Below are 26356 nucleotides of genomic sequence, written 5' to 3' on the forward strand. Positions count from 1 at the left end.
GCGTTCGGAGGCCATTTCGCCATGCCTGCCACCACCCGTCGTGAACTTCTGAAGCAACTGGGCGGCACCGCAGCCGCCTTCGCCTTCGTGGCCGCCGCATCCCCGGCCGCCACCGCCGCCCCGGGGGCCACCGCCCTCCCGGGGACCGCCACCTCCCCGGGCGGGGCCGCCGCCACGCGCCGCGTCCGGGGGCTCGTCGCCCGCCTCACCCTCGACGAGAAGATCAGCCTCGTGCACGGCGCGACCGACCCGCGACGGCTGGGCCAGGCCGGATACCTGCCGGGCGTGCAGCGCCTGGGCATACCGGAGCTGCGCCTGAGCGACGGCCCCGCGGGCGTGAACGTCACCCGGTCCGCCACCGGCCTCCCGCCGGTCGCCACGCTCGGCTGCTCCTTCAACCTCGAACTGGCCCGCCGGTACGGCGAAGTGATGGGCCGTGAGGGCCGCACCCTCGACATGGACGTGCTGCTCGCCCCGCAGATCGAGCTCTCCCGCACCCCCTTCTTCAGCCGCAACAAGGACCAGTCCGGAGAGGACCCCTACCTCAACGGCCTGATCGGCGCCGCCCAGGTCCAGGGCGTCCAGGCCCAGGGCATGCTCGCCCAGGCCAAGCACTTCCTCGCCAACAACCAGCGCCTGCACGAGTTCGACCGGGAGAATCCGGAGAACTCCTACGACTTCGTCGTCGACGACCGCACCCTGCACGAGCTGTACCTGCCCGCCTTCGAAGCCGTCGTGCGCGCCGGGGTCGCCTCGGTCATGTCGGCGTACAACCACCTCAACGGCGAGTGGAACTCCGAGCAGAGCACCACCCTCACCGACATCCTCCGCGGCGAACTCGGCTTCCAGGGCTTCGTCACCTCCGACTGGGGCGCCACCCACTCCACGGCCGCGCTCGCAGCGGGCCAGGACATGCAGATGTGGGACGGCTCCTTCTACGGCGAGCCGCTCAAGCGGGCCATCCAGGACGGGTCCGTCCCCGAGGCCGCCCTGGACACCGCCGTCTCCCGCATCCTCGGCCGGTACGACGCCTTCGGCATGCTCGACGGCAGCCGCGTCCCCGCCCGCAGGACCATCGACGTCGAGGCCGGCGCCCGGGTCGCCCGCGAAGTCGCCGTACAGGGCGCGGTGCTGCTCGCCAACGACGGCGGCCTGCCTCTGTCGCACGCCGCCCTGCGCGACCTCGCGCTCATCGGCCCGACCGCGGGCCAGGTCGCCACCTCGGTCTCCGGCGAGCGCGCGTACGGCTTCGAGGAGCGCCTGATCAGCCCCCTCGACGCCCTGCGCCGCAGCACCAAGCGGAAGATCGCGTACGAGGTCGGCGTCGACCTCACGGGCACGGCCGTACCGGCGTCCGCGTTCCCCGAGGGGCTGACGCGCACGGAAGGCGGCAAGCAAAAGGGCACGGACCGGACGGTCGACTTCGTCGGCGGCACGGCCCTGCCCGTCGGTACGACGGCCGAGTGGACCGGTACCTTCGTGCCGCCCGCCACCGGCGAGTACGCGCTCAAGATCCAGGGCTGGGGCGCGGCCGTCTCGCTGAGCCTCGACGGCAAGGAGCTGACGACCGCGGCGGGCGCCCGCGACAGCTTCGCGCGCAAGTGGTCCTCGATCGTCCCCACGACCGACGGTCTGGACAACGGCCAGGCCGAACCCGTGGAGCTCACCGGCGGCCGGTCCTACCAGGTCCTCGTCAAGGCCACCGGCTGGGCGTCCACCATCGCCGGACGCGGCCCGGTCCAGGTGCGGTTCGCCTGGGTGACACCGGACCGGCGCGCCGCTTCGGTCGCCGCCGCGGCGCGGCTGGCCCGGCGCGTCCACACCCCGGTCGTCTTCGCCTTCAACGGCTCCGGCGGATCGGTGGGCGGAGGCGGCGACTTCACCACGCTGACGCTCCCCGCCCACCAGGACGAGCTGATCACGGCCGTGGCCCGGGCCAATCCGCGTACGGTCGTCGTGCTGACCACCGGCTGCCCGGCGACCATGCCCTGGCGCCGCGAGGTCGGCACGATCCTGCACACCGGGTACGTCGGCCAGGAGGGCGGCTGGTCCACCGCCGACCTGCTCACCGGGCGCGCCAACCCGTGCGGCAAGGCCACGGTGACCTGGCCGAAGAAGGACACCGACCACCCCACCCTGGACCCCGCCCACCCCGAGCGCTACTACGGCGTCGACGGGACGGTCACGTACAGCGAGGGCATCTTCACCGGCTACCGCGGCTTCGACAAGGCGGACGTCGAGCCCCTCTTCCCCTTCGGACACGGCCTGTCCTACACGGAGTTCGGCTACCGCGACCTGTCCGTGCGCAGGGCGGGCACGGGTTACGAGGTGTCGTTCACGGTGACCAACCGGGGGCGGCGCACGGGCGCGGAGGTCCCGCAGGTGTACGTGGGGGCCCCGCGCGGAGCCGCCGTCGAGATGGCCGTGAAGACACTCGCCGCCTTCGACCGCGTGGAGCTGCGCCCGGGGCAGTCGCGCCGGATCAGCGTGCGGATCGCCGAGCGCCGGCTGTCGTACTGGGACACGGACCGCGGTCACTGGGTGCGCCCCGAGGGGCGGCGCGCGGTGTACGTCGGATCGTCGTCGCGCGACATCCGCCTCACGGGGGTGGCGCGCTAGACGGGGCGGGTGACCCGCGTCACCCGGGTGCGTGTCACAGGGCGCGGGGCTGATCCGTCCAGAGGGTGTACCCAGCGCCCATGACCAAGGAGTGCACCATGGAAGCCCGGTTGAACCTGATGGCAAGCCCGATCGCGGCCAAGGCCCTGAAGCACGTCGTCGCCGCCGGCAAGGAACTCTTGGAGTCGACGCTGCCGGCCGCGACGCGCGAACTGGTGCTGCTGCGCGCCAGCCAGATCAACGGCTGCGCCGGATGCGTCGACATGCACACCAAGGACGCCGCCCATGCGGGGGAGTCCCCGGTGCGTCTGCACCTGGTCGCCGCCTGGCGCGAGGCCACGGTGTTCACCGAGGCCGAGCGCGCCGCGCTGGAGCTCACGGAGGAGGGCACGCGGATCGCGGACGCGGCCGGGGGTGTCCCGGACGACGTGTGGGCCAACGCCGCCAAGCACTACGACGAAGAGGAGCTGGCGGCGCTGGTCACACTGATCGCCGTGATCAACGCCTTCAACCGCGGCAACGTCATCACCCGGCAGCCCGCGGGTGACTACGAGGTCGGCATGTACGGCTGAGGGCCGGTGCCACGGGCGGCCGGCTCGCCCAGTCCCTCGCCGTCCACGGTGAGAGCTTGGGTGAGCCGGTCCAGGTGTGCCCGGTACAACCCGACGAAATCCAGGGCCCCTTCGGCGATCGCCCACTGGACCTGGAGTCCGTCGGACACCGCGAGGATCTCCCGGGCGACGCTCTCCGGATCGATGTCGTGCCTCAACTGCCCTGACGCGACCGCGCGTTGCAGCACCGAGGCAAGGGAAGCGGCGACCCGTGCGTACCGCTCGGCGAAGTAGGCGTGAGCCGGGTGCGCGGGGTCGCCGGCCTCCGCCGAGAGCTTCGTGTAGAGCTGGATGAGCCCCGGCTGGGTCAGGTTGTACGCGGCGAGCGCGAGCACCTCGTGGAACAGCGCGCGCACGTCGTCACCACCGGAGTCGGGATGCAGCCGTCCGAAGGTGCGGACGGTGCGTTCCTCGCGGGCTTCGAGCACCGCCATCAGGAGCCGCCGCTTCGAACCGAAGTGGTGTGTGATCACGGTGGCGGACGTGCCCGCCTCGGCGGCGATCTTCGCCAGGGAGGAGTTCAGATACCCCGCCTTGGCGAAGAGCGCGAGAGCCGCGTCGATGATCGCCGCTCTGCGGGGGTCGGCGGCGGCGTACTGCCCTGTCGGGCGGTGGCGCGGGGTGTGCTGCTCCATGGAGGCAGATTACGTTCCCCGGCCCCACCACCTGCCGTCCCGCCCCGCGACCCCTGCGTCAGTCCCGCCCCAACCCCCGGTACAGCGCCCCCACCAGATGCACGCTCCGCAGGTCCTCCCCGGAGGTCCCGCCGCCCATCCGGTTCATCACGTACGCGAAGGAGACGCGGTTCTCGGGGTCGGCGAACGCGTAGGACCCGCCGGCGCCCCCGTGCCCGAAGGCCCGCGGATTGGGCCCGGCCTGCCCGTAGAGGTTCAGCATGTAGCCGAGCCCCCACTCCCACTTCTCGCCCCATGCCGTGCCCGCCGCCAGCACCAGGTCCCGCTCGTCGGGCTCGCCCTGCCGGGTCCTGAGCCGCTCCAGTGCCGCGGGGCTCAGCAGCTCTCCGCCGCCCAGCGCCGCGTACACCGTCGCCAGGCCCCGGGCGGAGGCGTGGCCGTTGGCCGCGGGGATCTCGGCGGACCGGTAGGCGGCGCCGTTGACGTTCTCGACGGGCAGGTACCGCAGGGCGAGCGTGACGGGGGCCATCGGGTGCTCGTCGATCGACGCCACCGGCGGCGCGGGCGGCGGAGCCGAGCCGAGGGCGCTGCGCGGGCCGTCCGCGGCCAGCGGCTTCGCCATGTCCGCGCACCGGCCGTGCTCGCTCGGCGGGGTCCCCACGAAGACGTCCGCCCCCAGCGGCCCCGTGACCTCCTGGCGCAGGAACGTGCCGAGCGAGACCCCCGTGATCCGCCGGACGACCTCACCGACCAGATAGCCGAAGCTGACCGCGTGGTACCCCTGCGCCGAACCCGGCTTCCACCACGGCGGCGTCGCGGCAAGCGCCCCGCACACCTTCTCCCAGTCGTAGAGGTCCTCGGAAGTCAGGGGCTCGCGCGGCGCGATGAGACCGGCGCGGTGGCTCAGCAGCCAGCGCACCGGCAGGCCGGCCTTGCCCTCCTGGGCGAACTCCGGCCAGTAGCGGGCCACCGGCGCGTCCAGGTCGAGCTCGCCCCGGTCCACCAGGAGATGCGCGCACAGCGCGGTCATCCCCTTGGTCGTGGAGTACACGTTCACCAGCGCGTCGCGCTCCCACGGGCGCGTGCCCCTCTTGTCCGCGTCCCCGCCCCACAGGTCGACGACGAACTCGCCGTCCACGGTGGCCGCGACGGCCGCACCGAGATCGCCGCGCTCGGTGAAGTTCCGCTCGAACTCCTCGCGTACGCCCTCGAATCCCGGAGCGCAGGTGCCGTGGATGCGTGCGGTCATGACTCTCCTCGATCGCTGGAAGCGCGGGCCCGCACATCCTCGCGCATGGTTGCCCACGGCACCTAGAGTGCGGCGGCAGGAGAGAGCAGAAGAAGAGTGGGGGGAGGAGAAGGGAGGGGGAGTGGGGAGGAGGAGAAGGAGGGCAAAAAGAAGAGGCAAGGAGGTGTTCGCACTCCTTGCCACTCTTAATTTATAGCGCAGTGGGGGGCTTGCGGCAAGGCCCCGGTCGTCCCGCACAATCACAGGCCAAAGCCAGGACCTGCGAAAACGGGAGACCTACCTAGTGCCTGCGTTGCTGTCTGCGTTCGACCTTCCCGACCGTCTCGCCCCCAAGGCCGACCCGACGCTGATCGCCCGGGACGAGAAGCACTTCGCGGCCATCGCACAGAGCCTCGAGCAGACCGTCGCCGACGTGTCCGACCGTCTCGACGCCCAGCGCAAGGCGCCCGGCGGCATCGGCCGGGAGGCGATGGACCGTGACCTGGAGATCCACCGCCTGAGCGGTCGCCTGCGCACCCTGAGCCGATTCGGTCTCGACCTGTGCCTCGGGCACATCGTGACCGCCGACGACCCCGAGCCCGTCTACGTCGGCAGGCTCGGCCTCACCGACAGCGAGGGGCGTCGGCTGCTCCTCGACTGGCGCGCCCCCGCGGCCGAGCCGTTCTTCGCGGCGACCCACGCCGACCCGATGGGCCTGGCGAGCCGCCGCAGATACCGCTGGACCGACGGCCGGATCAGCGACTACTGGGACGAGGTGTTCACCGCCGACGGGCTCGAAGGGCACGCGGCCCTCGACGACCAGTCCGCCTTCATCGCCAGCCTGGGCGGCAACCGCTCGTCCCGGATGCGCGACGTGCTCGCCACCATCCAGTCCGACCAGGACGCCGTCATCCGGGCCGGCTCCCGGGGCGCCCTCGTCGTGGACGGCGGTCCGGGTACGGGCAAGACCGTCGTCGCCCTGCACCGCTCGGCCTACCTCCTCTACTCCGACCCCCGGCTGGGCCACAGCAGGGGCGGCGTGCTCTTCGTCGGCCCGCACCGGCCCTATCTGAACTATGTCGCCGACGTCCTGCCCAGCCTCGGCGAGGAGGGCGTGCAGACGTGCGTCCTCCAGGACCTCGTCGCCGAGGGAGCCACCGCGAAGCCGGAGAGCGACCCGGAGGTGGCCCGCCTGAAGTCGTCCGCCGACATGGTGAAGGCCGTCGAGAAGGCCGTCAGGTTCTACGAGGAGCCGCCCACCCAGGGGATGACCGTCTCCACCGACTGGGCCGACGTCTGGCTGAGCGCCGACGACTGGGCCGAGGCGTTCGACGCGGCCGGCCACGGCACCCCGCACAACGAGGCACGCGAGCTGATCTGGGAGGAGCTCGTCGCGATCCTCCTGGACAAGCTCGACGGGGACGTGCCCGGCGAGCTCTTCGAGAGGCAGCTGCGGCACGACGAGGAACTGGTCACCACCCTGCACCGGGCGTGGCCGCTGCTCGAAGCGGCGGACCTCGTCGGCGACCTGTGGTCGGTGCGCGCCTATCTGCGCATGTGCGCGCCCTGGCTCGGCCCGGACGAGGTGGCGAAACTGGGCCGCAAGGCGGCGCCCCAGGCCTGGACGCTGTCCGACCTGCCGCTCCTGGACGCGGCGCGCCGGCGCCTCGGCGACCCGGAGGCGGCCCGCCGCAAGCGCCGGCACGAGGCGATCCTCGACGCCCAGCGCGAGCAGATGGCGCAGGTCGTCGACAACCTCATCGACGCCGCGTCCGCCTCCGGCGCCGACGGGGACGACGGCGAGGGCCTGGTGCGGATGCTGCGCGGCCAGGACGCCCGGGTCAGCCTGGTCGACGAGTCCGAACTGCCCCCGGGCAACCCCGACCGGCTCGCGGGTCCGTTCGCGCACGTCGTGGTGGACGAGGCGCAGGAGCTGACCGACGCGGAGTGGCAGATGCTGCTGCTGCGCTGCCCCTCCCGGAGCTTCACCATCGTCGGCGACCGCGCGCAGGCCCGGCACGGATTCACGGAGTCGTGGCAGGAGCGTCTGGAGCGGATCGGGCTCGACCGCGTCACCGTGGAGTCCCTGAGCGTCAACTACCGGACGCCGGAGGAGGTCATGACGGAGGCCGAGCCGGTCATCCGGGCCGCTCTCCCGGACGCCAACGTGCCGGCCTCCGTCCGCCGCAGCGGCGTCCCCGTCACGTACGGCGCGGTGACGGAGCTCGGCGCGGTCCTCGACGGCTGGCTCGCCGACCACGCCGACGGGATCGCCTGTGTCATCGGCGATCCCGCCTTCCGGGAGACGGACCGCGTGCGGTCACTGACCCCGGAGCTGTCCAAGGGGCTTGAGTTCGACCTGGTCGTCCTCGTCGACCCGGAGGACTTCGGCGCGGGCATCGAGGGCGCGGTCGACCGCTATGTCGCGATGACCCGGGCGACCCAGCGGCTCGTCGTCCTCACGAGCCGCCCGGGCCGCGCCCCGCAGGGTCACAGCCAGCTGCCGTAGCGCCGGATGTACCGGCCCTTCACCACCTGGGTGAGCGTGCAGTACGCGAGCAGCGTCCCGATCAGCCACGGGAAGTAGCTCATCGGCAGCGGCTCCATCGACAGGGCCGGCGCCAGCGGCGAGAACGGCAGCCAGAGACCGAAGGCCATCACCGCGCCCGTCATGAGCAGCACCGGCAGCGACGCGCGGGACCGGAGGAACGGGATCCGGCGCGTACGGATCATGTGCACGATCAGCGTCTGCGACAGCAGGCCCTCCACGAACCAGCCCGTCTGGAAGAGGGTCTGCTGCGCGGGCGAGTCCGCCCGGAAGACGAACCACAGCACCAGGAAGGTGGTGATGTCGAAGACCGAGCTGATCGGGCCGATCCGGATCATGAACCGGCCGATGCCCCGGGCGTCCCAGGCGCGCGGCTTGCTCAGGTACTCCTCGTCCATCCGGTCCCAGGGGATCGCCAGCTGGCTGATGTCGTAGCAGAGGTTCTGCACCAGGAGGTGGATGGCGAGCATCGGCTGGAAGGGCAGGAACGCCGACGCGACCAGGACGGAGAAGACGTTCCCGAAGTTCGACGACGCCGTCATCTTGATGTACTTGACGGTGTTGCCGAAGGTCTGACGGCCCATCAGGACGCCGCGCTCCAGGACCATCAGGTCCTTCTCCAGGAGGATGATGTCCGCGGACTCCTTGGCGATGTCGACGGCCGTGTCGACCGAGACGCCCACATCGGCCTCGCGCAGCGCCGCCGCGTCGTTGATGCCGTCGCCGAGGAATCCGACGGTGTGCCCGTCGGCCTTCAGGGCCCGGACGATCCGTGCCTTCTGGACCGGGTTGACCTTCGCGAACACCGTGGTCGTCCGGGTGAGGCGGCGCAGCTCCGCGTCGTCGACCAGGTCGACGGTCGCGCCTGTGATCAGCTCGCTGACGTCGAGGCCGACGTCCGCGCAGACCCGGGCGGCGACCAGTTCGTCGTCGCCGGTGACGACCTTGACCGCGACGCCGTTGCCGGCGAGCGCGCGCAGGGCGTCGGCGGCGTCCCGCTTCGGCGGGTCGAGGAACGCCAGGAACCCGACAAGGGTCAGGTCGGCCTCGTCCGCCGCCGTGTAGGTGTCGTGCTCGGCCGGCACGGTACGGGTCGCGACCGCGAGGACGCGCCGGCCCGTGCGGTGGTGACGCTCACTCAGGTCCACGACGTGGGCGCGCAGTTCGGCGGTGAGCTCGACGCGCTCGCCGCGGTCCATGACGTGGCCGCAGCGCTCGACGACCTCCTCCACCGCGCCTTTGGCGACGAGCGTGTGCTCGTCGGCCGGTCCGGACAGTCCGTCGCGGCGCAGCACGACGGACATCCGCCGCCGGGCGAAGTCGAAGGGGATCTCGTCGACCATCGTGAAGAGCCGGTCGACGACAACCTCCTCGGCCTCGTCGATGCGGTCGACGACCGCCTGGTCCATCGGGCCGCGCAGTCCCGTCTGGAAGTGCGCGTTCAGGTAGGCGTGTTCGAGCACTTCGCGGTCCTCGTCGCCGCGGACGTCGAGGCAGCGGTCGAGGACGACGCGGTCCTCGGTGAGCGTGCCCGTCTTGTCGGTGCACAGGACGTCCATCGCGCCCAGGTTCTGGATCGCGTTGAGCTGCTTGACGACGACCTTGTGCCGCGACATCGCGACCGCGCCACGCGCCAGGTTCGCCGAGACGACCATCGGCAGCATCTCGGGGGTGAGCCCGACCGCCACGGAGACCGAGAACAGCAGCGCCTGGTCCCAGTCGCCCTTGGTGAAGCCGTTGATCGCGAAGACGACCGGGACCATCACCAGCATGAAGCGGATGAGCAGGAAGCTGACCCGGCGCACGCCGACGTCGAACGCGGTCTGCGGGCGGTCGCCGGCCAGGGCGCCCGCCATCGAGCCGAAGTAGGTGTCCGCGCCGGTGGCGACGGCCACGCCGGTCGCCGTGCCCGAGGTCACCGAGGTGCCCGTCAGGCAGAGGTTGTCGGCCTCGACGGGGTCGCCGCCCGCGTGCCGGCCGAGGTCGAGGGCGCGGGTGTCGGCCTTGGCCACCGGCAGCGACTCGCCCGACAGGGCGGCCTGACCGACCATCAGGTCCTTGGCGGTGAGCAGCCGCAGGTCGGCCGGGACCAGGTCGCCCGCGGCGAGCAGCACGAGGTCGCCGGGCACGACCTGCTCCATGGAGATCTCTTCGGTGCCGGGGTGCCGGCTCCACCGGCGCCGGACCGTGCAGGAGGTGGTGACCAGGGCTTTGAGCGCCTGGGCCGAGCGGGTCGAGCGGAACTCCTGCCAGAACCGCAGCAGGCCGCTGATCAGCACCATCGAGGTGAGGATCCAGACGCCCGGGTCGGCCGGGTCCTGCCAGTACATGACGGCGGCGAGCGCGACCAGGACGCCGATGAAGGGGTTGCGGAAGGACGTGGCGAGCTGCCTGGTCCAGTGCGGCGCGCGCTCCTGGGCGACGACGTTCTCGCCGTACCGCTCCAGGCGCTCGAGGACCTGGTCCTGGCGCAGGCCGCGGGTGTCCGTGCCGAGCCGCCGCAGGACCTCGTGGGCGGGCAGGGCGCTCAACTCGGCCAGGCGGGCGCCGACTTCGCGGGTGCGGGCGTCCAGCTCGGCCGCTTGGCGGGTGCGCTTGTCGGTGGGGGCTGCGCCCGGCGTCGCCGGGCGTACCTGGGGAATCAGCTTGTTCATGGCAGACCTCCCTCCGTGTGCGGGCACGGCGAAGCACGCCCGCGCACAGGGACATGGATGTGAAGGGGGAAACCGTCGGCGGGGCAGGCACGGCGCCGCGGGGCGGCGGCTGCGTCACCGCGTGACGGAAGGGTGGGCCGGGCGCTACGCCACGGCCGGGAAGCGCGAGCGCTCCGGCGAGCGAAGCCGCTTCTGTGAGCGAGACCGCTTCAGCGAGCGATGCCGCTTCAGTGGGACGTGGCGCTGACGCAAGGACTTCCTTCGGGACTCATCCCGAACACCTCCTTGCGACGCGGGACACGGAAGAACGCACCATCCAGCGGTGCAGGGCCAAGTCAGGCATGTCGGTACAGATATGTCAAATACGGGACTTTGGTCCCCATAAGGTCAGGCCTTGTGTCCCACCCGCAAAAGGTTGGACTTCTCTTCACATCCAGGTCACGGCCCCTTCCCCGATGCTTGCTCCCCTTGACACACTGCACCCGCTCACGTCCCCCACACCCCACACCACGAGGTCGAATTCACTCATGCCAGAACTCAATCGGCGCCGGTTCATGCAGCTCGCCGGAGGCACCGCGGCCTTCGCGTCGCTCTCCCAGAGCATCGCCCGTGCCGCCTCCCTGCCCGCCCAGCGCCGCTCCGGTTCCATCGAGGACGTCGAGCACGTCATCGTCCTGATGCAGGAGAACCGTTCCTTCGACCACTACTTCGGCACGATGAAGGGCGTACGCGGCTTCGGCGACCCGCGCCCGGTGACCCTGCCGAGCGGTAAACCGGTGTGGCACCAGTCGGGCGGCGGCAAGGAAGTGCTGCCCTTCCACCCGGACGCCGAGGACCTCGGCATGCAGTTCATCGCGGGCCTCGACCACGACTGGGCCGGCGGTCACAGCGCCTTCAGCAGCGGCAAGTACGACAACTGGATCGCCGCGAAGTCCGAGCGGACGATGGCGTACCTGACGCGCGACGACATCCCGTTCCACTACGCCCTGGCCGACGCGTTCACCGTCTGCGACGACTACCACTGTTCGTTCATGGGGGCCACCGACCCCAACCGCTACTACATGCTGTCGGGCCACGTCGGCAACGACGGCAAGGGCGGCGGCCCGGTCCTCGGCAACCAGGAGGCGGGCTACGACTGGACGACGTACGCCGAGCGCCTGGAGCAGGCCGGGGTCTCCTGGAAGGTGTACCAGGACATCGGCGACGGCCTGGACGCGGCCGGGCACTGGGGCTGGATAGACGACGCCTACCGCGGCAACTACGGCGACAACTCGCTGCTCTACTTCAACAAGTACCGCAACGCCAAGCCCGGCGATCCCCTCTACGACAAGGCGCGCACCGGCACGAACGCCAAGGCGGGCGACGGCTACTTCGACATCCTCAAGGCCGACGTGAAGGCCGACAGGCTCCCGCAGGTCTCCTACATCGCCGCGCCCGAGGCGTTCTGCGAGCACCCGAACTGGCCCGTGAACTTCGGCGCCTGGTACATCGCGCAGGTCCTGGACGCGCTCACCTCCAACCCCGCTGTATGGGCCAAGACGGCGCTGTTCATCACGTACGACGAGAACGACGGCTACTTCGACCACATCGTCCCGCCGTACGTCCCCAAGGACGCCAACCAGGGCAAGTCCACGGTCGCCACCGCCCTGGACCACTTCCCGGGCAACGCCTCCTACGCGGCCGGGCACTACGGCCTGGGCCAGCGCGTCCCGATGGTCGTCGTGTCGCCGTGGAGCACCGGCGGCTTCGTGAACTCCGAGGTCTTCGACCACACCTCGATCATCCGGTTCATGGAGAAGCGCTTCGGCGTGCGCGAGCCCAACATCTCGCCCTGGCGCCGGGCCATCTGCGGTGACCTCACCTCCGCCTTCGACTTCGCGGGCCAGGACACCGATCCCGCGTCATTGCCGGACACCGGCGCCTACGAGCCGCCGGACAAGGAGCGCCACCCCGACTACGTGCCCAAGGCCCCGGCGAAGGGGAGCCTGCCCAAGCAGGAGTCCGGCTCCCGGCCCGCGCGCCCGCTGCCGTACGCACCGCTGGTGGACGGGACAGCCACGCCCGCCGACGGCAAGTTCACGCTCACGTTCGGCGGCGGTGAGGCGGCCGGCGTCTGCTTCCACGTCCGCTCCGGCAACCGCACGGACGGGCCCTGGACGTACACCACCGAGGCCGGCAAGCAGATCGCCGACACCTGGAACACGGCCTACTCCAAGGGCGCCTACGACCTGTCGGTGTTCGGGCCGAACGGCTTCCTGCGCGTCTTCCAGGGGCCCGGCAAGAAGGCGGGACCTGAGGTGACCGCCCGTCACGACAAGACGACGGGCAACCTCAGGCTCACCCTGAAGAACACGGGCACCGCCGACGTGAACCTCAGCGTCGCCAACCGCTACGGCGGCGCGGCCCAGACCTTCAAGGTGAAGGCGGGCGGCAGCGTCGAGCACACCGTCGACCTGCGGGCGAGCAAGCGCTGGTACGACGTGACGGTGAAGTCCGACGCGGACGCCACCTTCCTGCGGCGCTTCGCCGGGCACGTGGAGAACGGGCAGGCGGGCGTCAGCGATCCCGCGCTCGCCACCGTCTGAGCGAGGTTCTCCGAGGGGCCGCCGCCCGGACTACAGCTCCGGCGGCGGTGCCCACGCCCCCAGGTCCGGCCGCCCCCAGGGCAGGCCGGTCCGCTCGCAGGCGAGCCGCAACTCCTCGGTGTCGGGGACGTTCAGGCTCTCCTTGCGGATGACCTGGCCCGTCGGCGACCACACGAGCAGGGCCTCGACGCCGTCGTCGTGGTCGTCGACGCCCACACCGCCGATCGCCGGCCGCGCGTGCTCCCAGTCGGCCTTGCCCTGGCCGCCGTCGGCCGCCATGCGGATGCCGTGCCCGCCCAGGACGAGCGCCGGGCGGCGCCGGTCGTACACCAGAGCGCCGAGCGCGCCCGCCACGGCGCCGGCGGGGACACCCCACGCGGCCCAGCTCAGGCCGCTGTCGAAGAGATACCGCAGCTTGAAGGCGAGCACGCCCATGACCAGGACACCGGCGGCCACCCCGGTGACGTAGTACCACTTGCGGGTGCCGCCCGGCATGCCCACCGTCACGTCGGGCGGGGCCACGGGCGCGGCCACGTGCGCGGTGGCCGCCGCCGGGGGAGCGGCGTGCGCGGGCGGGCCCGACGGCGCCGCGAGCCCGGCGAACGCCGCCGACTCGTACGCGTCCCGCTCCGGGTCCGTCACCGGATAGCCCAGCGCCCGTGCCTGGTCGCGCAGTTCGGTGCGCGACACGCGCAGGGCGCCCAGCGGCGCGTGCAGCAGCTCCTCGCCCCGGGTGTCCCGCAGCCGCAGCCACGGATGCCCGGACCGGGTGTGCAGCTCCAGGCCCGCGACCTCCGTGCGCGGGACGCGGATCGCGCCGCGCTCGCTCTCCCAGCCCACGTGGTCGACGCCCAGCGTGAACCGCGCCTCGGGCAGCAACTGGTGCGGCGGGAACGCCGGATCCGCGTCGTAGGCGGTGCCGCGCCGCTGGTCCTCGATCACGCGGTAGCCGCGCGAGCGCAGGACGGCGAGCAGTTCGTCCGGCGGGATCTCGCCGGAATGGGCGGTGCCGATCAAGGCCAGGTCGTGGCCGTAGAACTGAAGGACGAGCGAGACGCCGACCTTGCCGTCGCCGGTCTCGCGGGTGAGCTCCGTGGGCACGATCCCGGCGATCGCCGACGCGGGCAGCCGCGTGGTGCCGAACCACGGGTCGCGGGCGGTGACGCCCTGCGGGCTGACGGTCCAGTGCGCGGGAGGCGTGCGCAGCAGCCGGTAGAAGGAGCCCGCGGCCCACACCGCCACCGTGGTGGCCAGCGCGGCGACCAGGGCCACGCGGCCCTGGTTGCCGCCGTCCGAGGGCGCGAGGGCCGCGCCGAGCCCGACGAGACCCACGAGGCAGAAACCGATCCGCCGCCCCAGCTTGCGCGAGCGGACCTCCGGCTCGGGCCGGGAGAGCTCGACGGGGCCCGCGGCCCGGGCGGGCAGCGGCCCCTCGGCCGAGGCCGCGAGCAGCGCCGCCTCCCGCCGCGAGAAACCCGCCTCGCGGGCCGCCGCGTTGCCCTCCGGTTCACCCGGGCCGTCGAACAGCCGCAGTGGGGCGCCGAGCCGCCGGGTGGTGACCCAGAAGGGGAACATGGCGATGGCCATGTCCTCCAGGCCCAGCGCGCAGAGGTTGCCGACCTTCGTCGAGCCGTAGTCGGTGGGCGCCCGCACGTCGAGGGACATCGCGCTGAGCAGCAGGGGTCTCTCCCGCGAGAAGGGGTACGTGGCCGTGGCCCGGCCCCCGCGCAGCCGCTGGAGCCCCGCCCCGCTCAACCGCCAGCCGGTACGCGCGCCCAGACGCGGCCCGGCGGCGCCCAGCAGCCAGCCGAGCAGCGCCGCGGCGAGCGGACCCAGCGTACGGACGAGGACGTCGTCGGCGGTGACGTAGGCGAGCACGCCCGCGCCGAGGCCCGTCAGCGGAGGCATCCACCACGGCGCGAAGACGGCCCGCCCCCGGTTGGACTCGACGAACGGTCCCCTGACCGGGGCGACCTGGCCCTGCCGGTCCCGTCGCGCCGCGGATGCGCCTGCAGATTCCATTCTGCTGTCCTCCCCGAGAGTCGCCCGAGCCTGCCGCCGACAAGAGGAAGCCGTCAACTCCCGCCCGCGCCCGGCATGCGGGGGCGCGGCTCTCCCTGCGGTCGGAGGCGCGGGCGGACGTGCGGGCTGACGTGCGGGTGACGGGGCGCGTCGGGCGCGTCGGGGACGAACCCCGGTGAGTCGGGCGTCACAAGGGTCGCGAGGGGCTGGCGAGCCGCCCTGGGGCGCGGGGTAGTGTGCGCGGGTGACCACGCATTCGAACACACCTGCAGGCTGGTATCCGGACCCCCAGGGCGCGCCCCAGCTGCTGCGCTGGTGGGACGGGTCCCAGTGGACCCAGCACACCAACTCGGACCAGCAGGGCGGCGGCCAGGCCGCGCAGGCCCAGCCGGTTCCGCAGCAGGCCCAGCAGGCCCAGCCGGTTCCGCAGCAAGCCCAGCAGCAGGCGCAGTCCGCGTACGGCCAGCCGCAGCCGCAGTTCGGCCAGCAGCAGCACCAGCAGCAGGGGCAGTTCGCCCAGCAGCAGGCCCAGCAGCAGGGGCACTACGGTCACCCCCAGCAGGCGGCACCGCAGGCCGACCCGGCCAAGGTGCAGCGTCAGGTCCAGCAGCAGGCCGGCGTCGCGCCCAGCGCCCAGGGCGGCGGCACGCTCTTCACCGAGCCGGTCCTGGTGGTGAACCAGAAGGCCAAGCTCATCGAGCTGACGAACGAGTACAGCGTCATGGACCAAGCGGGCAACACGCTCGGCTCGGTCGTCCAGGTCGGCCAGAGCACGCTGAAGAAGGTCGCGCGCTTCGTCTCCAGCGTCGACCAGTTCATGACGCACAAGCTGGAGATCCGCGACGCCTACGGCCAGCCGGTGCTCCACCTGACCCGGCCGCGCAAGTTCGTGAAGTCGCGGGTCATCGTCGAGCGCGCGGACGGCCAGCCGATCGGTGAGATCGTCCAGCAGAACATGATCGGGAAGATCAACTTCGCGATCATGGTGAACGGCCAGCAGGCCGGCGCGATCAAGGCCGAGAACTGGCGCGCCTGGAACTTCTCGATCGTCGACCACGCGGACAACGAGGTCGCCCGGATCACGAAGACCTGGGAAGGCCTCGCCAAGACGATGTTCACCACCGCGGACAACTACGTCCTTCAGATCCACTACCAGCTGCCCGAGCCGCTCCTGAGCCTCGTCGTGGCGACGGCCCTGACGGTCGACACGGCGCTGAAGCAGGACTCCCGCGGCTTCGGGTGAGCCTGACCCTCTCGTGCACGGCAGCGGCGGCGGTCCCCGATCCGGGACCGCCGCCGCTGCCGTTGTCGGCTTCCTCGCGAGCGGGGCGCCGCGCTCAGGAGCGCGAGAGATGGAGCGCGGCCGGCTCCGCCGCCTGTCCGGGCACCCCCGACAGGAAACCCTCCGGAGGGAGCCCGGAGGCCAGCTCCGAGGTCAGTTCCGACGGCGCCTGCGCCTGCGCGTGGTCCCGCGGCGAGCGGGTCAGCACGATCACCCCGTACGCCGCGATCGCCGCGCCCCCGGCCGCAAGGGCCAGTCCGCCCGCGCCACCCTGAAGCCGCTCCCCGAGGAGCGTCAGGCCGATGACCGCCGCGGCCACCGGGTTGGCCAGCGTGACGACGGCCAGCGGTGCGCCGAGACCCCCGCGGTACGCGGTCTGGGAGAGGAAGAGACCGCCCACGGCGAACGCGGCGACGAGCAGCGCCACGACGATCACCTGCGGGCTGAGCAGCGGACCCGAACGGTCCGTCGCGGCGACCGTCACGGTCTGGGTGAGCGCGGAGGCGACGCCCGAGGCGAAGCCGGAAGCGGTCGCGTGCCGCAGCCCCGGCCGCGCCCCGGGACGGGACAGGACACCGATGACGGCCACGGTGGCGCCCGCCACGGCCAGTGCCTCCGTCAGGGTCAGCGTGTCGTCGGGGGCGGGCCCCGAAGCGGTGAGGAGCAGGGCGCTGAGGCCGATGAGCGTGAGCCCCGTACCGCGCCACTCCGGCGGCGTCACGCGCCGTCCCGCGAGGCGCGCGCCCAGCGGCACCGCGGCGACCAGGGTGAGCGCCCCGAGCGGCTGCACCAGCGTGAGCGGACCGTACTTCAGGGCCGCCACGTGCAGCAGCGCGGCGGCCGCGTTGAGCCCGACGGACGACCACCAGGCGCCGCTGCCGAGCAGTCGCAGGAAGCCGTTCCCGCTCCCCGTGATGCGGGCGGCGAGGCGCTCCTGGGCCACGGCGGCGGAGGCGTACGCGGCGGCCGAGACGAGCGAGAGCGCGACGGCGAGAAGAGTGGCGTTCATCGGCGGACCCCCGGGGCGGCGAGTTCCCGCACGGGGGCGTGGCGCCGTACGACGCGTGAGCGCGCGGGGTCCGGCAGCTTGATCACGGCGAGCGCGACACCGAGCAGCGCGGTCACCACGAGGGCGTCGAGCCAGTAGTGGTTGGCCGTCCCGACGACCACGAGCAGGGTGATCAGCGGGTGCAGCAGCCACAGCCAGCGCCAGCGCGTCGAGGTCGCGACGATGAGGCCGACGGCGAGCATCAGCGCCCAGCCGAAGTGCAGGGAGGGCATCGCGGCGAACTGGTTCGCCATCGTGTCGGTCTGCGGGGTGGAGCCGTAGACGGTCGGCCCGTACACCTGTCCGGTGTCCACGAGCCCGGTGGCCGCCAGCATCCGGGGCGGCGCCAGCGGGAAGGCCAGGTGCAGGACGAGCGCCGCCGCGGTGAGCGCGGCGAGCACCCGGCGGCTCCACACGTAGTGCCGGGGGCGGCGCAGGTAGAGCCAGACCAGGAACAGCGCGGTGGCCGGGAAGTGCACGGTCGCGTAGTAGGTGTTCGCGACGTGCACCAGGGTGTCGCCGCCGAGCAGCGCGTCCTGGACGGCGCCCTCGCCCGGCAGGTGCAGGGTGCGCTCGGCGTCCCACACGCGGTGGGCGTTGGCGAAGGCCTCGCCGGTGTGGCCGTTGGCCAGCTGCCTGCCGAATTTGTAGACGAGGAAAAGTCCTGCGACGAGGAGGAGCTCGCGGACGAGGGGCGGTCGGGCAGATGTGTCCGGCTCCCGGACGGCTATGTCCGGTTCCCTTTCGGCAGGCTCGGTTCGGGATTCCATCCCCCGGCCCCTTACGTGATGACTGGGTGGTGCGGGTAGTGAGTGAGGAAGCACCACACTCTGCGATACGCCAGTGTACCGATACGCCAGTGTACCGATACGGAGGCGTACCGGTACACTGGCGTATCGATAGGGTCGGTCGAAGCCGCCCCACCGAGGAGAAGAGTCATGACGTCGCCGGACCAGGCAGCAGACGCAGCGACAGCCGACCCCGCGGGCTCGTCGCGCCGCTCCAAGATCACGCCCGAGCGTGAGCAGGAGTTCTACGAGGCCGTCCTGGACCAGCTGCGTGAGTGCGGGTACGACTCCGTGACCATGGAGGGCGTGGCCGCCACCACCCGGTGCAGCAAGTCCACGCTCTACCGCCAGTGGAAGACGAAGCCCCAGTTCGTGGCCGCCGCGCTGCGCGCCAACCGCTGTGTGCGGTTCGCGGGCATCGACACCGGCTCGCTCGCGGGTGATCTGCGCGAGGCGGCGCGGGCGGCGGGGGAGTGGTCGACCCGGGACAGCATGTTGGTCCAGGCGCTGAGCCACGCCGTGCTCCAGGACGAGGACCTGCGCAGCGCGCTGCGCGAGGCGCTGGTCGAGCCGGAGACGAAGGCGCTGGACGAGATCATCGAGCGCGGGGTGGCCCGGGGCGAGATCGCCGCCGACCATCCGGCCACGCCGTTCATCACCGCCCAGCTCATGGGCGTGGTCCGGGCCCGGCCCGTCCTGGAGGGCAAGCAGGCGGACGAGACGTACCTCTCCGACTTCGTGGAGGCGTGCGTGCTGCCCGCACTGGGGCTGACCCGACCCACCTGATCGTGGACCGGGGCCCTTGGATGACGGGCCCCGATCTGCCTGAGCCGCGCCGCACCGTGGGGACGGGGGCGACGTGGCCGCCGCCGGCCGGGCGGACCGGCACCCTCGGGGTGCGGGCCCGCCCGGCTCAGGCGTTCACGGGCCGGTCAGACCTCCTGGCCGTTGCCGCCGCCCGACGCGGCCTTGATCCCCTTGGTGATCTCGTCCATGACGGACAGCTTCGGGGACTTGTCGTTGACGTCGATGCCGAAGCGGACGATGACGAGCTGGGACTTCACGGTGGGCGAGGGGAAGGCAAGCGACTGGACGTAGCCGTCGTCGCTCTTCTCGGTCACGGCCTTCCAGCGCACGAGGTAGCCCTTCTGGCCGGCCACGGTGACCGCCTTGGACTCCAGCTCCTTGTGCGAGGTGATCTTGCCGTAGGTCTTGCCGCCGTACGACTCCTTGGCGTTGACGGAGATGTCGGCCTTGGCGGCCGCCTCCGCCGTCTTGGCCTTGACCTCGAACTTCTCGGCGGGCCCGGAGTACGCGCCGCCGCGCGTGCAGGTCTTGCCGGTGTCCCGGGGGCACGGGTAGGGGCCCGTGGTCACCGAGGCGCCGCCGCTCTCGCCCGCCGCGCCCGTCCAGCCGTCCGGCACCGGGAGGCTGATGCCGCTGAGCAGGTCGGTGGCGTACCCCTCCTCCGAGGGCGGGGCCGAGCCGCCGGGCGGCCGGGACTCCTCGGGGTCCTGCGGGTCGCGGGGGCTCTGGGGCGCGCCCGGCTTCGAGGGAGCGGCGGACGAGGGGTTCTTGGCGGCGCCGCCCCCGTCTCCGCCGTCGTCGTCGGCGGTCAGGAAGTAGACGCCGCCGCCTATCCCGGCCAGGACCACGAGCGCCAGGCCGACGGCTATGCCCGTTCGCAGTCCGCGCCGAGGGGCCGTGGGCTGTCCCGGATAGGAGGGATAGGCCGGATACGCGCCCGGGGCGCCCGTCGGGGCCGCGGGCGGATAGGCCGGGGGAGCCGTCGGCGCCGCCGGGGCGGAGCCGCCCCACCCGGCGGCGGATCCCACCGCGCGCACCTGGTCCGTCCATACGTTCCCGTCCCACCAGCGTTCGGTACGGGGGCCGTCGGTTGTCTGTCCGGGGTCGGGGTACCAGCCGGGAGGGGTTACCTGGGTCATGGGCGCCAGGGTATGAGTATTCGGTGAAAGCCGGATGAGAGGGGGCCTCTGCGGAGGCCGCCGTTCGGCGGCGACGAGTTCACCGCCCCTGCCCGTCCACCACCAGCCGCACCGGCCCGCCGCCCGCGGGGGCGGGCACCCGCACCCCGTTCCGCCCCGGAGTGATCGACCCCAGCACGCTGGCGTGCCGGGCCCCCGTGCTCTGCGGCACCGTCCCCGGCAGCCCGTGCGCCGTGAGGAAACCGAGCACCGCGAAGGCGTACGCCTCCTTCGCCGCGGACGGCAGCCCGAGCTCGTCGGAGGTGCGCACCGGGATCTTGTCGCCCAACTCGGCCCGCAGGTAAGCCATCAGCGTCGGATTGCGCGTGCCGCCCCCGGAGGCGATGACCTCGGTGGCGGCCACGGACCTGACGGCGTCGGCGACCGTGCGGGCGGTCAGACGGGTGAGCGTGGCGACGACGTCCTGGGGGGCGAGGTCCTCGTACCCGGCGAGCGCGGCCCGCAGATAGGGCAGATGGAAGAGCTCCTTGCCGGTGGTCTTCGGGGCGGGGCGCGCGTAGTACGGCTCGCGCAGGAGGACCGCGAGCAGATCCTCGTCGGCGGTGCCGCGCGCGGCGAGTTCACCGTCGACGTCACACATGAGCCGGCCCCGGGTCGACTCGCGCACCGCGGCGTCGATGAGCGCGTTCGCGGGGCCGGTGTCGAAGGCGGTGCCGTCCGCGGCGGTGATGTTCGCGATGCCGCCGAGGTTCAGCGCTGCCGGGGCGCCGGGCCTGCCCCGCAGCCACATCCGGTCGACGATGCTGACCAGGGGCGCGCCCTGGCCGCCCGCGGCGATGTCGCGGGGGCGGAAGTCGGCGACCACCGGAAGCCCCGTCGCCTCGGCGATCCACGCGGGCTGCCCGATCTGGAGCGTGCCGTGCACCTGGCCGCCCTCCACCCAGTGGTAGACCGTCTGGCCGTGCGAGGCGACCAACTCGGCCCGCCCGTCGCACAGTTCACGGTCCGCCTCACCTGCCGCCGTGGCGAAGGCCTGGCCGATGCGGGTGTCCAGGCGGCAGACGTCCGCCAGCGTGGTGGTGGCGGGCGGCAGCGCGGCGGCGAGCGCCGTCCGCAGCGCGTCGTCGTACCCCCGGGTGATCAGGCCCAGGGGCGACAGGAGCAGGCGGTCACCGTCGATCGTCAGGTCGGCCGCCGCGGCGTCGATGGCGTCGTACGAGGTCCCCGACATCAGCCCGATTACGCGCACGTGCTGCCCCTTTCGCTCTCCTCACCAGTGCGTTTGATCATTGCAGCGATGACGGGCCACGTGCACTCGCACGTACGATCCAGTTCAGATCGCCGGCGCGGAGAGGGGGCGACTTGTCCCCGTCCACCACGGGATCGGCCGTTCCGGGCCCCGGAACGCGACGCACGAACCTCACCCGAACCGACGGAACCTGGAACGGCCTGCTCCTTGAGGTGCGCGCACGGCCGCGGCCCGGCCTGTGCCCGTGGACCGCCGGAAACAGGCTGCTCCTGACGCAGGGCGGCGCCGCGAACCCGCTGCTCCTGGCCGTCATCGACCCCGATCGCGACGGAGTCGACTTCTACCGGACCGGCGGCTACCGCTCCCTCGTCCCACCCTTGCGCGCGCACCAGGCCCGCGGCTACGCGGGCTCCCCGCAGCGGTGGGCCCACCACGTCGCGACCCTGCTGGCCGAGTCGCCCGACGGCCCGCTGCACGACGGGCGGTGGGTGCTTTCCCCGGAGCCGCTGCTGCTCCGGTGGAAGGACCGGAGCGTGAGCGAGGGAGCGTACTGGAGCTCGCTGCTCGTCGAGGGCGACCCCGACGGATACATCGACTGGTACGTCCACAACGGCGCGTGGGAGATCCTCCCGCTGCGGGCCATGCCGGAGGCCGACGATCCCAGGGTCAAGGCCTACCGCAAACAGGCCAGGGACGGCACGCTGCCGCCCGTCCTGCTCTGGTGGGTGTCCGGCCTCGACTGCCACCTCGTCCTCGACGGGCACGCCCGGCTGGCCGCCGCGATCGCCGAATCCGTGGAGCCGCGCGTCCTTGAGCTGTACAGGACCGTCCCCCGGGACGAGGCGGACTCCGGCACGGAACGGGCCGTGGAGACGTACGCGACGGAGCTCGCGCGGTTCACCGCACTGCGCGCCGCGCAGGGCCCGAGCGTCCCCGACGGCGCGGAGTTCGCGGGCCCGGCCCTGGCCCGCCGCCTCCACGAACTGCGCACGGCCCGCCGGCCCACGTGGGCCTGGCCGCTCCCGGGCGGCGTCGAGGCGTGGCGCGGGATCGCCCGCGAGCAGGTGGACGACGGAGGCTGGGCGTACGGGTGAGGGCGGTGGGGACCGGCGTACGAGTGAGGCGACGGGGGCGGGCGTACGTGTGAGGACGGTGGGGGCAGGCCTGCGCGTGACAGGGAGGCTTCGGGTGGCCTGGTGTCAGCGCGCGGACAGGACGCAGAATGCGTTGCCCTCCGGGTCGGCGAGGCACTTCCAGGGCACGTCCTCGCCCTGGCCGACGTCGGCGTCCGTGGCGCCCAGGGACCGCAGCCGGGCCACCTCCGCGGCCTGGTCGTCGTCGGGGTACGGCGCCACGTCGAGATGGGCGCGGCTGACCGCGGTCTTCGTGCCGGACGTCCGCAGGAACTCGAGGTAGGGGCCGACTCCCCGGGACGAACGCAGCCGCGCGTGCTCGTCGGTCACCTCGTGCAGGGTCCAGTCCATCGCCGCTTCCCAGAACCGGGCCATGGCACCCGGATCGGCGCAGTGGACGACGAGCGCGGCGACCGGGCCGGTGTCCCGGTAGACCTCCCGGGGCTCCAGGACGCAGAAGACGTTGCCCTCGGGGTCGGCCATGACCGTCCACGGGACGTCGCCCTGGCCCACGTCGGCGGGTGTCGCGCCGAGTTCCTCCAGGCGTGCGACCAACTCCGCCTGGTGGGCCGCGGAGGTGGTGGCGAGGTCGATGTGCACGCGGTAGTCGACCGTCTCCGGGGCCGGGACGGTCACGACGTCGACGCAGATGGCCGAGGGGTCCGGCCCGGCGACGCCATCGGGCTCCACGTTCGTCACGCCGGGCCCCTCGCCGGAGATCCCCCAGCCGAGCGCCTGCGCCCAGAACCGGCCGAGCGCCGCGTCGTCCCGCGCCTTGAAGTTCACGTTCACCAGTCGCGATGCCATGCCGCCGAGCATAAAGCCGAGCCTGGACACGGGTGGACGGCGCCGAACCGGCGTTCAATCGGCTTCCCGGGCCCGGGCTCTGGCTCCGGACAGGACCAGCCGCCGGCACTCCGCGGGGCTGCCCCACGCCCCGCGCAGCGCCCGCGCCTTCGTCAGCCACAGCGACAGGTCGTACTCCGCGGTGTAGCCGATCGCCCCGTGGAGTTGCAGTGCCGCCCGCGCCGCGCCGTACGCCGCCTCGCCCGCCGCCGCCTTCGCCGCGGCCACATCGGCCCTCTCCAGGGTCAGCGCCGCCCCGAACAGCAGGGGCCGGGCGAACTCCAGGCCGATCAGGACGTCCGCGAGGCGGTGCTTGACCGCCTGGAAGCCGCCGATGGGCGTGCCGAACTGGGTGCGCTGCTTCACGTACGCCACGGTCCTGTCCAGCAGTGCGAGCCCGACCCCCAAGGCCTGGGCGGCCGTCGCGAGCGAAGCCCAGTCCGCGGCGGACCGGGCGGCCTGTGTCACCGCCGGGCCCGAGGCGAGGAGATCGCCGGGCCGCGGCCGTGCGAGGCGCCGCGCCGGGTCCAGCGACCGCTCCACGCGCGCGTGCCCGCCGGCCAGGCGCAGCTCGCCGTCCGCTGCCGTCAGCCGCAGCGTCGCCGCGTCCGCGTCCAGCGCGAACGGCCCCCCTTCGGGGAGCGCCAGCGTGGCGACGGCCTCCCCGGCGGCCAGGGACGGAAGGAGCCGCTTGGCCGGGGCGGCCTCGCCCAGCTCGGCGAGCCGGGCGAGGAGCGCGCCCGCCGCCACCGTCTCGACCACCGGCCCCGGCACCGCGTGCCGCCCCAGCTCCACCAGGGCGACGGCCATGTCGACCGGGAGCAGCCCCGCCCCCTCGAACTCCTCGGGGACGGCCAGGGCGAACACGCCCGCGTCCGCGAGGCGGCCCCACAGCGCGCGCCCCGGTCCGTGGTCTCCCGAGGCCCAGGCGCGGGCGGCGGCCGGGGTGTCCGCCGCCGTCAGCATCGCGTCGAGCGAGCGCGCGAACGCGCGCCGCTCGGCGTCGAGGAGGAACCTCATCAGCGGCGTCCCTTCGGCAGTCCGAGCAGCCGCTCGGCGATGATGTCGCGCTGAATTTCGTTCGTCCCCGCGTAGATCGGCCCGGCGAGCGCGAAGACGTACCCCTCGGCCCACTCGCCGCCGTCCGCCAACTCGCCCTCCGGGCCGAGGAGATCCAGCGCGGTCTCGTGCAGCGCGATGTCGTACTCGGACCAGAAGACCTTGTTCAGGCTCGATTCCGCGCCGATGGTCTCGCCCGCCGCGAAGCGTGACGCGTTGGCCCAGGTGAACAGCTGATAGGCGCGGGCCCCGATCACGGCGTCGGCGACCCGGTCGCGCAGCGCGGTGTCCGCGGGATCGCCGTGCGCGCGCCACCGTCGCACCAAGCGGTCGGCCGCGGCGACGAAGCGGCCGGGGGAGCGCAGGGTCAGACCGCGTTCGTTGCCCGTCGTCGACATGGCGATGCGCCAGCCCTGGCCCGGCTCGCCGATCACGTCCTCGTCCGGCACGAAGACGTCGTCCAGGAAGAGCTCGGCGAACGCGGGCTTGCCGTCCAGGCGCCCGATGGGGCGCACGCTCACGCCGTCCGCGTCGAGCGGGAACATCAGGTACGTCAGGCCCCGGTGCGGCTTGGCGGAGTCGACGGCGGGGTCGCTGCGGAACAGGCCGAAGGCGCGGTCGGCGAACGCGGCCCGCGACGACCAGGTCTTCTGTCCGCTGAGCAGCCAGCCCCCGGCCGTGCGGCGGGCGGTGGAGCGCAGCGAGGCGAGGTCCGAGCCCGACTCCGGCTCGGACCAGGCCTGTGCCCAGATCACCTCGCCGCGCGCCATCGGGGGCAGGATCCGGGCGCGCTGCTCGTCGGTGCCGAAGTCGAAGAGGGTCGGCGCGAGGAGGTTGATGCCGTTCTGCGAGACCCGGCCGGGGCCGCCCGCCGCGAAGTACTCCTCCTCGAACACCAGCCACTTGACGATGTCGACGCCCTGCCCGCCGAACTCCTCGGGCCAGGAGACCACCGACCAGCGGTCGGCCGCGAGCTCGCCCTCCCAGGCGCGGTGGGCCGCGAAGCCCTCGCGGGTCTCCAGCGACGGCAGCGGCCCGCCGGGCACGTGCCCGGCGAGCCAGGCGCGCGCCCGCTGCCTGAACTCCTCTTCCTCCGCGGTGAAGTCGAGGTCCATCAGTGGCCCACCTCTTCGGTCGGTTCTCTCCGGCGGCCTTCCCTAACAAGTGTTTGGTAGATTACCCTGAGACTCGGTCAGCCGTCGAGAGCGGGTACGAGAGCCAAAGGAGGCCGAGCGTGGACGCGCCCACCTATGTGCCGGGGCACGGTCTGCTCGCGGGCCGCACCGCCGTCATCACCGCCGCGGCCGGAGCGGGCATCGGCGGCGCCACCGCCCGCCGCTTCCTGGAGGAGGGCGCGCGCGTCGTCCTGGGCGACGCCCACCCGCGGCGCACCAAGGAGACGGTGGAGGCGCTCGCCGGGGAGTTCGGTGCCGGCCGGGTCGGCGGAATCGCCTGCGACGTCACGGACGAAGCCCAGGTGCAGGCGCTGTACGACCTGGCCGATGAGCGCCACGACGGCCTGGACATCGTCGTGAACAACGCAGGACTCGGCGGCACGGCCGAGCTCACCGAGATGACCGACGAGCAGTGGGACAGAGTCATCGACGTGACTCTGAACGGCACCTTCCGCTCCACCAGGGCCGCCCTGCGCCGCATGCGGGCCGCCGACCGGGGCGGCGTGATCGTGAACAACGCCTCGGTGCTCGGCTGGCGCGCCCAGGCCGGCCAGGCGCACTACGCGGCGGCGAAAGCGGGCGTCATGGCCCTCACCCGCTGCGCCGCCGTCGAGGCCGCACCCCACGGCATCCGGATCAACGCCGTCTCGCCCAGCCTCGCCCTGCACCCGCACCTCGCGAAGGTCACCTCGCCCGAGCTCCTCGAAGAGCTCACCGCGCGCGAGGCGTTCGGACGCCATGCCGAGCCATGGGAGATAGCCAACGTCATCGTCTTCCTGGCCAGCGCGTACTCCTCGTACATGACGGGGGAGACGGTCTCGGTCAGCAACCAGCACGCCTAGGCGGAGAATGACCGTGTGTCGAAACCGAACCAGAGCAGCACCAGCACCAGCACCAGCGCCAGCAGCACGAAGGCTCCGGCCACGAA

General features: G+C 72.7%; 19 protein-coding genes. 8 read left to right on the forward strand and 11 right to left on the reverse strand.

Annotation, left to right across the window (positions count from 1 at the left end; translation table 11 throughout):
* The first annotated feature begins 21 nt into the window (after positions 1-21).
* A complete protein-coding gene (locus tag QBL25_RS33845) occupies positions 22-2619 on the forward strand; it encodes a glycoside hydrolase family 3 protein (RefSeq protein WP_409060750.1) in 2598 nt (865 codons plus the stop codon).
* A 98-nt stretch (positions 2620-2717) separates the two neighbouring features.
* Complete coding sequence (locus QBL25_RS33850; protein ID WP_409062872.1) at positions 2718-3191, forward strand: carboxymuconolactone decarboxylase family protein; 474 nt, start codon at positions 2718-2720, stop codon at positions 3189-3191.
* On the opposite strand, the gene QBL25_RS33855 is transcribed toward QBL25_RS33850, so the two are convergent.
* Together QBL25_RS33855 and QBL25_RS33860 are read right to left on the reverse strand one after the other, a co-directional pair.
* On the reverse strand, positions 3167-3865 hold the full coding sequence (locus QBL25_RS33855; protein WP_409060751.1) for a TetR/AcrR family transcriptional regulator: 699 nt from the start codon (positions 3863-3865) through the stop codon (positions 3167-3169). The genes QBL25_RS33850 and QBL25_RS33855 overlap by 25 nt on opposite strands.
* A gap of 58 nt (positions 3866-3923) precedes the next feature.
* Positions 3924-5114, reverse strand: coding sequence for a serine hydrolase domain-containing protein (locus tag QBL25_RS33860; RefSeq protein ID WP_409060752.1), 1191 nt, complete (start codon positions 5112-5114; stop codon positions 3924-3926).
* Between the two features lie 283 nt (positions 5115-5397).
* Here QBL25_RS33860 and helR point away from each other — a divergent pair, with 283 nt between their 5' ends.
* Positions 5398-7602, forward strand: coding sequence for an RNA polymerase recycling motor ATPase HelR (helR, locus tag QBL25_RS33865; RefSeq protein ID WP_409060753.1), 2205 nt, complete (start codon positions 5398-5400; stop codon positions 7600-7602).
* On the opposite strand, the gene mgtA is transcribed toward helR, so the two are convergent.
* The gene (mgtA, locus tag QBL25_RS33870; protein WP_409060754.1) at positions 7584-10295 is read right to left on the reverse strand and encodes a magnesium-translocating P-type ATPase; all 2712 of its coding nucleotides are present in this window, start codon (positions 10293-10295) and stop codon (positions 7584-7586) included. The genes helR and mgtA overlap by 19 nt on opposite strands.
* A gap of 527 nt (positions 10296-10822) precedes the next feature.
* Here mgtA and QBL25_RS33875 point away from each other — a divergent pair.
* Positions 10823-12880: a phosphocholine-specific phospholipase C gene (locus tag QBL25_RS33875; protein WP_409060755.1), complete on the forward strand. Its 2058-nt coding sequence runs from the start codon at positions 10823-10825 to the stop codon at positions 12878-12880.
* Between the two features lie 30 nt (positions 12881-12910).
* On the opposite strand, the gene QBL25_RS33880 is transcribed toward QBL25_RS33875, so the two are convergent.
* Positions 12911-14902 carry a hypothetical protein gene (locus tag QBL25_RS33880; RefSeq protein ID WP_409060756.1) on the reverse strand — a complete coding sequence of 664 codons (1992 nt, stop codon included), beginning with the start codon at positions 14900-14902 and terminating at the stop codon, positions 12911-12913.
* A gap of 244 nt (positions 14903-15146) precedes the next feature.
* Between QBL25_RS33880 and QBL25_RS33885 the strand changes: the two genes are divergently transcribed.
* Positions 15147-16145 carry a phospholipid scramblase-related protein gene (locus QBL25_RS33885; protein ID WP_409060757.1) on the forward strand — a complete coding sequence of 333 codons (999 nt, stop codon included), beginning with the start codon at positions 15147-15149 and terminating at the stop codon, positions 16143-16145.
* Positions 16146-16239: 94 nt separating this feature from the next.
* On the opposite strand, the gene QBL25_RS33890 is transcribed toward QBL25_RS33885, so the two are convergent.
* Together QBL25_RS33890 and QBL25_RS33895 are read right to left on the reverse strand one after the other, a co-directional pair.
* Complete coding sequence (locus tag QBL25_RS33890; protein WP_409060758.1) at positions 16240-17193, reverse strand: DMT family transporter; 954 nt, start codon at positions 17191-17193, stop codon at positions 16240-16242.
* Positions 17190-18002 (reverse strand): phosphatase PAP2 family protein, encoded by an 813-nt coding sequence (locus QBL25_RS33895; protein ID WP_409060759.1) that lies wholly within the window; start codon positions 18000-18002, stop codon positions 17190-17192. The genes QBL25_RS33890 and QBL25_RS33895 overlap by 4 nt, the downstream gene beginning before the upstream one ends.
* A 168-nt stretch (positions 18003-18170) precedes the next feature.
* Here QBL25_RS33895 and QBL25_RS33900 point away from each other — a divergent pair, with 168 nt between their 5' ends.
* A complete protein-coding gene (locus QBL25_RS33900) occupies positions 18171-18806 on the forward strand; it encodes a TetR/AcrR family transcriptional regulator C-terminal ligand-binding domain-containing protein (RefSeq protein WP_409060760.1) in 636 nt (211 codons plus the stop codon).
* Between the two features lie 146 nt (positions 18807-18952).
* On the opposite strand, the gene QBL25_RS33905 is transcribed toward QBL25_RS33900, so the two are convergent.
* Together QBL25_RS33905 and QBL25_RS33910 are read right to left on the reverse strand one after the other, a co-directional pair.
* A complete protein-coding gene (locus QBL25_RS33905) occupies positions 18953-19966 on the reverse strand; it encodes a DUF2510 domain-containing protein (protein WP_409060761.1) in 1014 nt (337 codons plus the stop codon).
* A gap of 79 nt (positions 19967-20045) precedes the next feature.
* Entirely contained in the window at positions 20046-21215 is a 1170-nt protein-coding gene (locus tag QBL25_RS33910) for an anhydro-N-acetylmuramic acid kinase (RefSeq protein ID WP_409060762.1), read from the reverse strand.
* A gap of 113 nt (positions 21216-21328) precedes the next feature.
* Between QBL25_RS33910 and QBL25_RS33915 the strand changes: the two genes are divergently transcribed.
* Positions 21329-22309, forward strand: coding sequence for a hypothetical protein (locus QBL25_RS33915; protein WP_409060763.1), 981 nt, complete (start codon positions 21329-21331; stop codon positions 22307-22309).
* Between the two features lie 105 nt (positions 22310-22414).
* Here the strand turns inward: QBL25_RS33915 and QBL25_RS33920 are convergent, their stop codons facing one another.
* From QBL25_RS33920 to QBL25_RS33930, 3 genes are read right to left on the reverse strand one after another with little or no spacing between them, the layout of a single operon-like run.
* Positions 22415-23155, reverse strand: a complete 741-nt coding sequence (locus QBL25_RS33920; RefSeq protein WP_409060764.1) for a VOC family protein — start codon at positions 23153-23155, stop codon at positions 22415-22417.
* 54 nt (positions 23156-23209) lie between these two features.
* Positions 23210-24214, reverse strand: coding sequence for an acyl-CoA dehydrogenase family protein (locus QBL25_RS33925; protein ID WP_409060765.1), 1005 nt, complete (start codon positions 24212-24214; stop codon positions 23210-23212).
* Positions 24214-25368 (reverse strand): acyl-CoA dehydrogenase family protein, encoded by a 1155-nt coding sequence (locus QBL25_RS33930; RefSeq protein WP_409060766.1) that lies wholly within the window; start codon positions 25366-25368, stop codon positions 24214-24216. The genes QBL25_RS33925 and QBL25_RS33930 overlap by 1 nt, the downstream gene beginning before the upstream one ends.
* Before the next feature lie 119 nt (positions 25369-25487).
* Here QBL25_RS33930 and QBL25_RS33935 point away from each other — a divergent pair, with 119 nt between their 5' ends.
* On the forward strand, positions 25488-26270 hold the full coding sequence (locus QBL25_RS33935; RefSeq protein ID WP_409060767.1) for an SDR family oxidoreductase: 783 nt from the start codon (positions 25488-25490) through the stop codon (positions 26268-26270).
* The last annotated feature ends 86 nt before the right edge of the window (positions 26271-26356 follow it).

The sequence above is a fragment of the Streptomyces sp. SYP-A7185 genome, from assembly GCF_046103685.1.
In the GTDB taxonomy this organism is placed as follows: domain Bacteria; phylum Actinomycetota; class Actinomycetes; order Streptomycetales; family Streptomycetaceae; genus Streptomyces.

What these genes read in the sequence shown, in the direction of transcription:
- QBL25_RS33855 (WP_409060751.1), bottom strand. Translation starts at nt 3,865, where the DNA reads ATGGAGCAGCACACCCCGCGCCACCGCCCGACAGGGCAGTACGCCGCC.
- QBL25_RS33880 (WP_409060756.1), bottom strand. Translation starts at nt 14,902, where the DNA reads ATGGAATCTGCAGGCGCATCCGCGGCGCGACGGGACCGGCAGGGCCAG.
- QBL25_RS33930 (WP_409060766.1), bottom strand. Translation starts at nt 25,368, where the DNA reads ATGGACCTCGACTTCACCGCGGAGGAAGAGGAGTTCAGGCAGCGGGCG.
- QBL25_RS33905 (WP_409060761.1), bottom strand. Translation starts at nt 19,966, where the DNA reads ATGACCCAGGTAACCCCTCCCGGCTGGTACCCCGACCCCGGACAGACA.
- QBL25_RS33925 (WP_409060765.1), bottom strand. Translation starts at nt 24,214, where the DNA reads ATGAGGTTCCTCCTCGACGCCGAGCGGCGCGCGTTCGCGCGCTCGCTC.
- QBL25_RS33860 (WP_409060752.1), bottom strand. Translation starts at nt 5,114, where the DNA reads ATGACCGCACGCATCCACGGCACCTGCGCTCCGGGATTCGAGGGCGTA.
- QBL25_RS33850 (WP_409062872.1), top strand. Translation starts at nt 2,718, where the DNA reads ATGGAAGCCCGGTTGAACCTGATGGCAAGCCCGATCGCGGCCAAGGCC.
- mgtA (WP_409060754.1), bottom strand. Translation starts at nt 10,295, where the DNA reads ATGAACAAGCTGATTCCCCAGGTACGCCCGGCGACGCCGGGCGCAGCC.
- QBL25_RS33920 (WP_409060764.1), bottom strand. Translation starts at nt 23,155, where the DNA reads ATGGCATCGCGACTGGTGAACGTGAACTTCAAGGCGCGGGACGACGCG.
- QBL25_RS33845 (WP_409060750.1), top strand. Translation starts at nt 22, where the DNA reads ATGCCTGCCACCACCCGTCGTGAACTTCTGAAGCAACTGGGCGGCACC.
- QBL25_RS33875 (WP_409060755.1), top strand. Translation starts at nt 10,823, where the DNA reads ATGCCAGAACTCAATCGGCGCCGGTTCATGCAGCTCGCCGGAGGCACC.
- QBL25_RS33890 (WP_409060758.1), bottom strand. Translation starts at nt 17,193, where the DNA reads ATGAACGCCACTCTTCTCGCCGTCGCGCTCTCGCTCGTCTCGGCCGCC.
- QBL25_RS33895 (WP_409060759.1), bottom strand. Translation starts at nt 18,002, where the DNA reads ATGGAATCCCGAACCGAGCCTGCCGAAAGGGAACCGGACATAGCCGTC.
- QBL25_RS33900 (WP_409060760.1), top strand. Translation starts at nt 18,171, where the DNA reads ATGACGTCGCCGGACCAGGCAGCAGACGCAGCGACAGCCGACCCCGCG.